The organism is Fictibacillus sp. FJAT-27399, from assembly GCF_001510655.1.
Lineage (GTDB): Bacteria > Bacillota > Bacilli > Bacillales > Fictibacillaceae > Fictibacillus_C > Fictibacillus_C marinisediminis.
This window is the reverse complement of record NZ_LMVC01000002.1, coordinates 368619-380542: the sequence shown is the minus strand read 5'-3', so window position 1 is coordinate 380542 and position 11924 is coordinate 368619. Positions and strand designations below refer to the sequence as shown.

General features: G+C 48.0%; 11 protein-coding genes. 3 read left to right on the top strand and 8 right to left on the bottom strand.

The annotated features are described in order from the left end of the window. Positions 1-17: 17 nt before the first annotated feature. The 3 genes from speB to AR335_RS23010 all read left to right on the top strand — a co-directional run bounded on the left by speB (position 18) and on the right by AR335_RS23010 (position 2685). Positions 18-989 carry an agmatinase gene (speB, locus tag AR335_RS07000; RefSeq protein WP_062233605.1) on the top strand — a complete coding sequence of 324 codons (972 nt, stop codon included), beginning with the start codon at positions 18-20 and terminating at the stop codon, positions 987-989. A gap of 32 nt (positions 990-1021) precedes the next feature. Then, entirely contained in the window at positions 1022-2437 is a 1416-nt protein-coding gene (locus AR335_RS06995) for a sodium:solute symporter (protein ID WP_062233603.1), read from the top strand. A 119-nt stretch (positions 2438-2556) separates the two neighbouring features. Next, on the top strand, positions 2557-2685 hold the full coding sequence (locus AR335_RS23010) for a YjcZ family sporulation protein (protein ID WP_082683388.1): 129 nt from the start codon (positions 2557-2559) through the stop codon (positions 2683-2685). A 182-nt stretch (positions 2686-2867) separates the two neighbouring features. On the opposite strand, the gene nagE is transcribed toward AR335_RS23010, so the two are convergent. From nagE to AR335_RS06950, 8 genes are all read right to left on the bottom strand, one after another. Further along, positions 2868-4256 (bottom strand): N-acetylglucosamine-specific PTS transporter subunit IIBC, encoded by a 1389-nt coding sequence (gene nagE, locus AR335_RS06985; RefSeq protein ID WP_062233599.1) that lies wholly within the window; start codon positions 4254-4256, stop codon positions 2868-2870. Between the two features lie 38 nt (positions 4257-4294). Next, positions 4295-5197, bottom strand: a complete 903-nt coding sequence (murQ, locus tag AR335_RS06980; protein WP_062233581.1) for an N-acetylmuramic acid 6-phosphate etherase — start codon at positions 5195-5197, stop codon at positions 4295-4297. Positions 5198-5208: 11 nt separating this feature from the next. Continuing rightward, on the bottom strand, positions 5209-6252 hold the full coding sequence (locus tag AR335_RS06975) for a DUF871 domain-containing protein (protein ID WP_062233578.1): 1044 nt from the start codon (positions 6250-6252) through the stop codon (positions 5209-5211). A 27-nt stretch (positions 6253-6279) separates the two neighbouring features. Next, positions 6280-7647 (bottom strand): PTS transporter subunit EIIC, encoded by a 1368-nt coding sequence (locus AR335_RS06970; RefSeq protein ID WP_062233573.1) that lies wholly within the window; start codon positions 7645-7647, stop codon positions 6280-6282. Between the two features lie 240 nt (positions 7648-7887). Beyond that, positions 7888-8613: a GntR family transcriptional regulator gene (locus AR335_RS06965; RefSeq protein WP_062233570.1), complete on the bottom strand. Its 726-nt coding sequence runs from the start codon at positions 8611-8613 to the stop codon at positions 7888-7890. Positions 8614-8620: 7 nt separating this feature from the next. Next, positions 8621-9361: a glucosamine-6-phosphate deaminase gene (gene nagB, locus AR335_RS06960; protein WP_062233567.1), complete on the bottom strand. Its 741-nt coding sequence runs from the start codon at positions 9359-9361 to the stop codon at positions 8621-8623. A 1-nt stretch (position 9362) separates the two neighbouring features. Beyond that, on the bottom strand, positions 9363-10547 hold the full coding sequence (gene nagA, locus AR335_RS06955) for an N-acetylglucosamine-6-phosphate deacetylase (RefSeq protein ID WP_062233564.1): 1185 nt from the start codon (positions 10545-10547) through the stop codon (positions 9363-9365). A gap of 107 nt (positions 10548-10654) precedes the next feature. Further along, positions 10655-11914, bottom strand: coding sequence for an exo-beta-N-acetylmuramidase NamZ family protein (locus AR335_RS06950; protein WP_062233560.1), 1260 nt, complete (start codon positions 11912-11914; stop codon positions 10655-10657). Between the last annotated feature and the right edge of the window lie 10 nt (positions 11915-11924).

Sequence of the window (11924 nt, the reverse complement as noted above, 5' to 3'; positions counted from 1 at the left end):
GAAAGGAGACAGTATCCATGTATAAACCAAAAGATTCTTCAGCCTCTCCCCGCTTTTGCGGTGTGAAGACATTTATGCGGCTGGAACATGTTCAGACAACCGAAGATGTCGATTTCGCGGTGATTGGTGTGCCATTCGATACGGGTGCTTCCAACCGTACAGGCCAGCGGAATGGCCCGCAGCATATCCGCAACTTTTCCACCCTTCTCCGCCCGTACAACCCTGATCAGGACATTAACATTTTTGATCATTGCGGCGGTGTGGATTATGGGGACATCGACGTAGTGCCCGGCAACATCCATCAAACGTACAGCAACATGGAGAACTTTTTGCAGCCTCTGCTTTCTTCAGGGGTCACTCCTGTCATCATGGGAGGCGACCACTCCATCTCGCTCGGCAACCTGAGAGCATTTGCTAAACAATACGGACCAGTGTCACTTGTGCACTTTGACTCTCACAGTGATACGTGGGATCACTATTTTGGCGAAAAATACACCCATGGCACGCCATTCCGGAGAGCTGTGGAAGAAGGGTTGATCGATGTCGAACATTCCATCCAGGTCGGCATGAGAGGTCCTCTTTACGGACAGGAAGATATTCAGGATGCACGCGATCTCGGATTTGAAGTGTTAACTATGAGAGACGTCCGCAAGCTCGGCTACGATGAGGTAATCCGGAAAATCCATGAGCGCACAGGGGACAAGCCTGTTTTTGTATCCTTTGATATTGATTTCGTTGATCCTGCTTACGCACCGGGAACAGGAACACCTGAAGCTGCCGGTCCGACGAGCCATGAAGCGCTCGACCTCGTCCGCAATCTTGATGGGCTAAATCTGGTCGGCTTTGATCTTGTTGAAGTACTTCCTGCCTATGACAGCGGAGAAATCACAGCCATGCTCGCAAGTACTGTGATGTTTGAAATGATTACATTGATTGCTCTGAAAAAAGCAAGACTGACATCAAGAGTGGAACAAGCAGCACAGCAGTAACTATTCAAAAATGAATAAAGGAGGGCATTAAAATGGGGATCTTGGACACAGTTATCATTTTTCTTTATTTTGCAGTGTTAATTGCGGTAGGTATCATCGGTTCAACGAAGGCTAAAACGACAGAGGAATTCGCTCTCGCCGGCCGTAACCTCGGGCTTTTCATGTATCTTGGCTGTTTGTCTGCTGTTATTTTGGGTGGAGCGTCGACCATTGGTACCGCCAAGCTGGGCTATGAATTCGGAATTTCAGGCATCTGGTTCGTTACGATGATCGGCCTTGGCATCATTCTTTTGGGAACATTTTTTATTAAACGCATCTCCAAGTATAAAGTAACAACGATCAGTGAACTGCTCGGAAAAAAATACAAATCCGAAGCAAGGCTCATCACTGCTATCGTCGCCTCCATTTACACACTCATGGTCGCGGTTACCCAGGTCATCGGGATGGGCACAATCATCAATGTGCTTCTCGGCTGGAATTTGACAACCTCCATGTTTGTAGGCGGCGGAATCGTTCTGTTCTACACCATCCTTGGCGGAATGTGGAGCGTTACCGTAACAGACATCATCCAATTCGTCGTCATGACCATCGGAATCTTTGCCATCATGCTTCCAATGAGTATTGTGAAGGCAGATGGAATTGGCAATCTGCTAACAAAATTGCCGGAATCTCATCTCAGCCTGACATCGATCGGCTATCAGCAGATCTTTCAGTACTTTTTACTGTATACGCTTGGCATGGTTGTTTCACAAGACATCTGGCAGCGTGTATTCACAGCCAAAAACCCGTCCATCGCGAAAAAAGGTTCTATGTATGCCGGCCTCTATTCCATCGCCTATGCTTTGGCAGGCAGCATCATCGGGATGTGTGCGTTTATCATCCTGCCAAACATCGACAACACTCAGAATACCTTTGCCATGCTGGCTTTAAAGATCTTGCCAACGGGCATCCTCGGGCTTGTGCTCGCGAGCGTGATCTCAGCGCTCATGTCAACGGCTTCCGGCACCTTGCTCGCTTCGTCCACCCTGATCACTAACGATATTCTGCGCCAATATTTTATTAAAGATATCAGCGACAAGAAGTTTTTGGTGCTCTCTCGTGTGACGACACTTGCTGTCGGCCTGCTCGCCATTACGTTTGCAGTATGGATTCAGGACGTTCTCGTCGCTCTTGATGTTGCCTATGCTATTCTTTCCGGCGCGATTTTCGTACCTGTGCTGCTCATGTTCTTCTGGAAGAAATCAACGGCCAACGCCGGTTTTTATTCTATTCTTGCCAGCACGGTCGTTGTCATCGGCGGATTGCTCATTGAAGGGCTCTCTTCCACCAATCCGATCATGTACGGCATCGTCACTGGCTTCGTGGTTTTGGTAGGAATCTCCCTGATGACCAACTACCGAAACAAAGAATCCCTCGTCGGATCGTTCAGCAACACGAAACAAGGCTAACTTATAGCCGTCGCCGCTAAAAATCCGCTCATGCCTCGGTTTCTCAGCCTGCTTGGTATCATATGATGTATGGAGGAGGAGGGCAACCTCTTAAATAAAATAATCCGGGAGTGAAGATAATGTCTGGTGGTATCTTTAACAACTTTAGTTTAATTGTTGTCCTATTCATCCTGCTGATTATTGTTGGATGCACCTGTTACGGCGGTTACGGCGGCTTCGGCGGCTTCGGCTACGGGTACGGATATTAAAAAGCAGGAAAACCGGTCTTCTATGGAAGGCCGGTTTTTTTGGTTCTTTTGGTACATTTTGAGCGTTGCGGTGATAAAGTAAATTGGAGAGACGAAGAAGTGTGAATATTTAGATCGGTTTAATTCCATATTTTCCACCACAAAAAAGAACCCTCAGCACAGCTGAGAGCCCTTTTCTTACCCTATGAAACTCGTTCTTCTTTGGAAATGATCTTTCTCATGGCTTCTGCCACTGCTTCAACGTCCGTTCCGACGACTACCTGGACATCGGTGGAGCTCAATTTGAGTACTGCTCTTGCTCCCGCCTTCTTCAATTCGGGCTCATTCACTTTCTCAACATCTATTACTTTTAATCGCAGCCTTGTGACACAGTTATCCAGAACCTCAAGATTATCTGCACCGCCTAAGGCAGCAAGATAACGCGCCGCAATTCTATCGTACTTGTCATCGCCTCCTCCTTCACTCGTATCTTCAACGATGCTTTCATCATCTTCATCTTCACGGCCCGGAGTCTTCAAGTTCAACTTAACAATCAAAGCATAGAAGACGACATAATAAACCGCTGCAAAGACAAGTCCGAGCAGGACCAGAAGCCATGGCCGTGTTGCAAGATCCAGGTTTAAGAAGTAATCAATGGCTCCCGCGGAAAACGTAAAACCATGATGAATGTTTAATAGAACCGCAACCGCCATGGAAACTGCCGTGAGAAGTGCATGAATCACGTATAAAAGCGGGGATAAGAACATGAATGAAAACTCAATCGGTTCCGTAATTCCTGTTAAAAAGGAGGTAAATGCCAAACCAAGGAGCATTCCGGCAACAGCTTTACGCTTTTCCTTTTTAGCCGCCATGATCATCGCGAGACAAGCAGCCGGCAAACCGAACATCATGATTGGGAAGAAACCAGCCATATAGAATCCTGCAGAAGGATCTCCTGCAAAGAAACGCCATAGATCACCATGGGCATTTTTGTAATCGCCGAACACGAACCAGATAAAATTATTTAAGACGTGGTGAAGGCCTAGAGGAATCAAAAGACGGTTTAAGAATCCGAAAACAGCAGCACCAAAAGCACCTGCGTTAACAACCCAGTGTCCGATCGCTTCAATGCCATCCTGAATAGGCGGCCAGGCAAACCCAAACACCCCTGCTAGTACGACCATGGCCCCGGCGGTGACTATGGGGACAAACCGCTTTCCTGCAAAGAAGCCGAGATAGTCTGGAAGTTTAATATTATGGAACCGGTTATAAAGAAGTCCTGCCACGATCCCCGAAACAATACCTCCCAGCACTCCAACATTGATGGTCTTATCGATGGCAGTTGCCCCGCTCGTCAAAACAAAATACCCGATAGCACCTGCAAGAGCTGCTGCTCCATTCCCATCCTTTGAAAAACCAATCGCCACACCAATCGCAAACAAGATAGCCAGATTTTCAAAAATGGAATTCCCCGCTTTTTCCATGAACGGAATATGCCATAGTGCACCGAGTCTTAATACAAGCCCCGCTGCCGGCAGTACCGCGATCGGCAGCATGAGCGCGCGGCCGATCCGTTGTAAAAAACCTAACATTGTAGGTCCCCCCTATTTTTAGTTTTGATAATGAGAATTTATCCCTTAAATTCCTTGAGCGACTGTTTCAGCATGCCGTTTTTCTTTTCCAAAAGTGTTTTCGTTTCACTTGGAGAAAGCTCAGTTAACAGCTGCAGAATCGCTCCTTTCGCATAACCATCATGATCAGAAAGCGCCTGTTCCGCTTCTTCAGGTGAACAGCCCGTCGCTTCGACCACGATATTCTTCGCACGCTGGACGAGTTTCTTATTGGACGGCTGTACATCTACCATCAAATTACTGTACACTTTGCCGATTCCGATCATTGATGCTGTGCTGATCATGTTCAGAACCAGTTTTTGCGCGGTTCCCGCTTTCATGCGGGTAGATCCAGTCACCACTTCCGGACCGACGACCGCAGCGATCGTGTGTTGTGCCACCTTGCTCATTTCGGAATCAGATGAGCAGACTAAAGCAGCACTCACCGCCCCGATCTCATTCGCATACTCCAGAGCACCGATCGCATAAGGCGTCCTTCCGCTGGCAGCGATGGCAACGACGACATCGTCCTTTGTTAGGTCAAGGTTTTTCAGATCATTCATACCAGCTTCTTTGTCATCCTCAGCTCCTTCAACGGCCGTATGGATTGCTTGGCCGCCTCCTGCAATAATGCCGATGACCATCTCAGGCGGTGTTCCATAAGTTGGAGGACATTCCGAAGCATCAAGAATTCCCAGCCTTCCGCTTGTTCCCGCTCCTGTATAGATGAGCCGTCCTCCATTGCGGAACGCTGCAACGACCTGGTCTACGACAGACGCGATCTCAGGCAGCACCTTTTCAATCGCTGCCGGGACCGTTTGATCCTCGTTATTGATTTTTCGTACGACTTCAAGGCTCGAACATTCATCGATGTCCAAAGTATTTGGATTTCTTTTCTCAGTTGTTAGGTGATTAATTTTCATGAAAATTCCTTTCACAGCACTAAAAATTTTTGTCCCGGACCAATATAGGGAAGCAGCATCAGATCTTCTTCACGAACTTGGCCGAACACGTTCACTCGTTCATCAGCCGGCAAATCGGTCTTCGTAATCTGAAGTTCCCCCGCATATCTCCCGTATTTTTCATTATCGATCGTGATACTTCCTAACGGACGGGGCAACGGCGGATTCTGAGGCGCAGCTTTTTCACCATTGTTCAACGCATACGACCGGGATTCCACGGAACGAATCACATCCCGTGCGGCATCCTGACGATTCGTATGAACCCCCGATACAGACTCTCCCTCCATCCAATCTACTCTCAACGTTAAAATGCCGTCCTTCCATGCTGAAAGTCGCTCCAGCGTCTCGTCACTGGCTTCCACATCACCAATTAAAATGTGATCAGTCTGAAGGCTGCCCAGCTCGACAGCGGCGTGAAAAGGATTGGCTTTCCGGTGCTTTTCAAGAGTTGGAAGCCCTTCAAAAACAGGCCCTCTGAGGGTCTTGTCACCGGGTACAAAAGCCGCCGTTTGGAGCCCGAGCGATTTTAAAAAGATATTTTTCTCCCGCAAGAATGACGAGGGGATGCCTGTGTTTTGGCGCGGATAAAAATTATGCCACGCTTCCACATTTTCAGTCAGCAATCCGTTATCTTTCCAGTTGTTCACCGTTTCTTCATCAAGGGTACTCGCGTTGATTCCTACTTTCATTTCCTGTGACAAGGTGATGATCTCTTTATCAGAAAAACCGTAATCAGCACGGATCCCATCAATGTTCCATTCACGCAGGTGCCCGATCGAATCCATGCTGATGCCGATGCTCTTCAGCGATTGCGGCCCTGCATCTGCCATGAGGGCCATACCAGCCTTTCCTGCCGCTTTTCCGAGAAGAATCAGCCTCTCCCGCAAAAGAGAGGCGTCTTCCTCAGGAATATGAAGCGAGGTGAAGATTTTTCGAAAACCGCAGGAGCCGGCTTTTTGGATCCACTTTATGTTCTGGTCAGGATCATTCCCGAGATAGACTGAAATTCCTAACATGCCTGCCACTCCCTGCTATTTATTGCTTTAGATATTCTTGGCCATTGACTCTTTGTAGCCAAACAGCCATGTGAAGATGAATCCGAAAATATACGCTAGTAAAAGTCCGACGATATAAAGAATGATCTGGTTCGTATTTTTAATCAGGAACGCCAACGGAAGTCCGGAAACACCAATCGCGATCGTGCCAATTTTAAAGAAGGCCTGGAACGCACCACCGACAGCTGCACCCAGACACGCTGTAAGGAACGGACGTCCTAGCGGAAGGGTTACACCGAATATCAGAGGCTCTCCGATTCCGAGGATACCAACTGGCAGGCCGCCTTTGATGACGCGTTTCAGCTTGGCATTTTTTGTTTTAAAGTAGATAGCAAAGGCTGCACCAACTTGGCCTGCTCCACCCATCGCCAGAATCGGAAGCAAAGGATCCACTTTAATCGAGTTCAATAATTCCATATGAACAGGTGTCAAACCTTGATGCAAACCGGTAACAACAAGCGGAAGGAAGGTACCTGCAAGGACGATTCCGGCAAAGATACCGCCAATATCAAGAAGGTTTAATAATCCTTTTGTGATCAAGTCAGAGATGAAGCCACCGACAGGCTGTAGAACGAACAGTGTCGCGATTCCGGTAGCCAGCAAAGCTAATGTAGGAGTTACAATAATATCAACTGCAGCTGGTACGAAACGGCGGATTCGTTTTTCACTCCAGGCAATAAAGACAGCAGCAAGCATGACACCGATCAGACCGCCTCGGCCTGGCAATAGCTTTTCGCCAAACAATGTGATGTTGGCAAGCGCCGGGTTGATGAGCATGATTCCGGCCGCGCCGCCAAGTGCCGGTGTTCCGCCAAATTCTTTTGCGGTGTTGATTCCGACGAAGATCGCAAGGTAACCAAAAAGCCCCCATCCGATCATATCGAGCATCTGCATAATTGGTACTTCTTTTGGAACACCGCTTCGGACCAAAACGTTAGTAATACCGGCAATCAATCCGGAACCGACAATCGCCGGGATTAACGGAATAAAGATGCTGGCGATTTTACGAAGAAACAGCTTAAACGGTGTAGCGTTTTTCCGGTTGATTTCATCTTTTGTAGTCTTGGCGAGATCATCTTCTCCATCTTCATCCAGTGCTGAAACTTGAAGTCCCGTATTTCTGGACATCTCATCGGCTACCCGGTTGACTGTTCCAGGTCCGACAATGATTTGAAGGGTCTCATCCCCTACAACACCCATGACCCCGTCGATGTCTTTGATGCCTGCTCTGTCCACTTTGGATTCATCCTTCGGCGTTACGCGAAGCCGTGTCATACAGTACGTTAAGCTATGAATGTTTTCGGCGCCGCCCAGTTTTTCAGTTATCTGCTGCGCCATTAATTGTTCTTTTTTCATGATCTTATCCCCCTTTTAAGAAAAGCGTAGCGTCCCGTTAAGGTCCGACAAGCGCTGGAACTCTTACACAGCAACACGCTTTTTGTGTTGAGGGGTAAGAGTGAAGCGACCAAAGACGAATTGTGTTTTTCAATTCGTCCTCCGAGGACCTATGCTGAAAACAAGAAACACGTTTTCTGCTTTGGACGCTGGAGCTAGACATCACTTCTATGCGAGTTCAAATACAAAAAAGCGCTTACATCATCCCCGCTGCATATCGATGATGAATTTATAGCGGTCCCCTCGGTAAATTGACTGCACGAGCTCCAACGGACGCCCGTCTGTCAGGTAGGTGTATCTTCGAATAAATAAAACCGGTGATCCCTTCGCGATTCCAAGAATCTCGCTTTCAGCTTCGCGGGCGACAGAGGCTTCGAGCTCCTGTGTTGCATAATCAATGCTGAGTCCAAGCTCCTCCTCTACGTATTGATAGAGTGAACCTTGTACGATCTTTTCGTTCAGTCCTCTGACCAAGTCAGCCGACAGGAACGTGGTTTCAAGCGCCATCGGTATTTGATCGGCGAGCCTGACCCGCTGGATCTCATACACCGCAGCCTCCGCTTGAATTCCTAAACCTGTGGCCGTTTTCCCCTGGGCTTCACTCAGTTTAAAATCCAATAGTTTGATAGATGGCGAGAGCCCTCTGGCCTTCATGTCTTCTGTGAAGCTCGTCAGGCCGACCAGCTTTTGCTCAATCTTTTTGTTGGCGACAAAGGTTCCCTTGCCTTTTCGGCGGGTCAGGTAACCATCATTGACGAGGTTGGTTATCGCCTGTCTGACAGTCATCCGGCTGATTCCGTAAGTTTCAGCGTATTCCCGCTCGGAAGGAATCATCTCCCCTTCTTGAAGTTCTCCTTTTTCAATCCGTCCTTTGATCGCTTCTTCAATTTGAAAATAGATCGGCAGTGGTGAGTATTTATCAATCATTTCTGTATCACTTCCCTAACGAGTTCACCAGTTTTAATGCCTGTGAATCTGCAATAATGGTTACATTTCCATGCATGTTCAAGGCCGATGCCGGTACGGTTTCTGTAATTTCTCCGCGCAACAGATGGAACAGCGCGTCCTGTTTCTTTTCTCCCGAGGCGAGAAGAAGGATTTCCTTGCTTTGCAAAATGGTGGAGATGCCCATCGTGAGTGCTCGTGTTGGCTGTTTGGAGAGATCTGTAAAATACTCCGCGTTTGCCTCAAGCGTCGATGGCGTTAAGTCCACCACATGTGTTTTTGATGAAAAAGGCGTTCCCGGTTCATTAAACCCGATGTGCCCGTTCTGCCCGATACCGAGCAGCTGCAGGTCGACGCCACCGATGCTCTCAATCAGTGAGTCATAGCGCAAGCATTCTTGAAGGAGTTCCTCAGCCGATCCGTTTGGAATGTTCGTTTGATCAAGCGGAATGCTCACCCGGTTAAAAAGGTGCTCACACATGTAGGAAAGATAGCTTTCCGGATCGCTTGACGAAAGTCCCACATATTCATCGAGATTGTACGTGTGCACATGGTCATACCGCGTTCCGTTTTCCTCATGATCCCTAACGAGCTCCTTGTACGTGCCAAGCGGTGTGCCGCCTGTCGCAAGTCCCAGTGTGACATGTTCCTGGCTCTTGACTTTTTCCAACATAATTTGGGCACTAACCCTGCTCATTTCCTCGTAATCCGCAACTTCAATGATTTTCATGTTATACGTCCTCCCTCCGCTGATAAGAAAGTTTTCCACGGCAGAAGGTGAAGATAACGTCTTTTTCCTCGTTAAGCACGACAACATCGGCATCCTTGCCTGCTGTCAAACTTCCCTTGCGTTCATAAACTCCAAGCTCTTTCGCCTGGTTAATGGCGGTCATCTGAATGATGTCCTCCGTGGAACACCCGGTAAACTCCCTCATGTTTCGGGCCGCGTCCTTCATCTTTAAGATACTGCCGGCAAGCGTACCGTCTGCCAGCGTCGCTTCGTTTCCATCGACCGTTACGTCCTGCCCGCCAAGTGTATATGAACCATTGCCCATACACTTTGCCCGCATGGAATCGGTAATGAGTACGACCCGCTCGCTGCCTTTGTTGCGGTAGGCGAACTTCACCATCTCAGGCCGGGAATGAATGCCGTCGACGATGATTTCTGTTGTGATCTCATCATGCAGCAGAATCGCTCCTGCCACTCCGGGTTCACGGTGGTGAAGACCCCTCATTCCGTTATACAGATGAGTCGCATGCGTAACACCTGAATCAATGCTCTTCACAACCTCCTCATACACCGCGTCAGAATGGCCGATCGATGCGACAACTCCAGTTTCTTTTAAATAGGAAGACAGCTCGTATCCACCCGGTTCTTCGGGTGCCAAAGTTACGAGTTTAATCGAGTTGCCAGAAAGCTCCTGCCATTTCTGAAACAGCTGGACGTCCGGATTTTTAATATGGTCCAAAGGCTGGGCTCCTGCACGCTTCGGGGAAATAAACGGCCCTTCTAAATGAAGGCCGATGATCTCCGCCTCCCCGGGAGAATTGTTTTTCCCCATGTACTCTCTGACGTTTTGCAGTGCGCTTTCAATTTCCTTTTCGCCTTGCGTCATCGTCGTTGCAAGAAAGCCCGTCGTTCCTTCTTGTGGAAGGGTAACTGCCATCGTTTTTAGGGCTTCCTCTGTCCCGTCCATCACATCTGCGCCAGCAGCACCATGAATGTGCAGATCAATCATTCCGGGAACAACAGATGACTTGCCGGGCAGCTCAAGAACATCATAATCTTCAAGATTTAATGCATCAGCTCCTTTGCCCACCTCTGCTATTTGCTGGTCTTTAATTATGAGGTATCCATTTTCCAGCTCACCATTTTCTGTATAAATGGTACCTCCTGTTAATAGTAATGGTTTCATCTCCACTCACCATCCTTATTATCTCTATGCACAGGGTACCATGCTTATAACTAGTCGTCTATACCAGTCGAACTATTTTGTTAATTCAGAAAATAGTTCTTATCACCTTATTTATAGAGAAGGTAGTGCTTTCTGATCTTTTTGAACTGGTCAAGCTCAGGCATCCACTTCTGTCTGATCTCTTTTAAAGATGTTCCCTTTTCGATTTCTTCCCGTACCCAGCCGTTTCCGATCAGGTTATCAAAATATGAAATTCCCTGGCTGTTTTCTGCTCTGAACTGAAAATCATTAGGATACAGATCATGTATCGTTTTCACAACCGCAAGCCCTGTATCCACAGAATTATAGGAACCATAATCGGTCACATGAATCTGAACACCGTTCGACAGCACATTTGCAAATTTTGAGAACGTTGGGGTGAAGGAATTTGAACGGAACATCACTCCCGGAAGCTTCAGTTCGTTCAATTTTTGTGCGAGCACATCTCCGTCAATGAACGGGGCTCCGATCGTTTCAAACGGCCTCGTCGTTCCTCTTCCTTCTGACACATTTGTTCCTTCAATCAATCCTGCTCCAGGATAGACGAACGCGGTGTCCACAGTTGGCATGTTAGGCGAAGGCATCACCCACTGAAGCGGTGTTTCGTAATACGTCTTCCAGCGGTGCCAGCCTTTCATTTTAACAACCTTCAGATCCGCATTGATATTGAACTCCTTGTTAAAAAGCATCGCGAGTTCACCGACCGTCATCCCGTGGCGAAGAGGAATCGGATATAAGCCGACAAACGTTGCATACTTCGGCTCAAGCACCGGCCCTTCCACTGCTTCCCCGCCGAGCGGATTCGGACGGTCAAGCACGACAAACTCGATGTTGTTTTCCTTCGCCGCTTCCATCGCGTACGCCATCGTATAGATGTACGTGTAAAAACGGGTACCCACATCCTGGATGTCAAAAACGAGAACATCAATGCCCTTCAGCATCTCCGGGGTTGGTTTTTTCGTTTTCCCGTAAAGGCTGTAAACCGGAAGCTGTGTTTTCTTATCAATGTAAAAATCAACATACGACCCTGCCTGCTCGCTTCCCCGAACTCCATGTTCCGGACCGTATAAGGCTTTCAGTTCAAAGTTCGGGTTGTTGTGCATCGCGTCGACGATACTGTTCAGCTTACCGTCAACTCCTGTTGGGTTCGTGATGAGCCCGACACGCTTCCCTTTTAAAAGGTCTTGTTGGTCTTGAAGCAGCACTTCTGCACCCGTTTTAAAATTTCGCGGTGAATTTTTATGATGATTGTCATCCTCTGCCATCGCCGACGACAGCAAGGTGATCACCAAAACAAATAACATCCCTGCACTCAACCACTTTTTCATCTTATTTCAC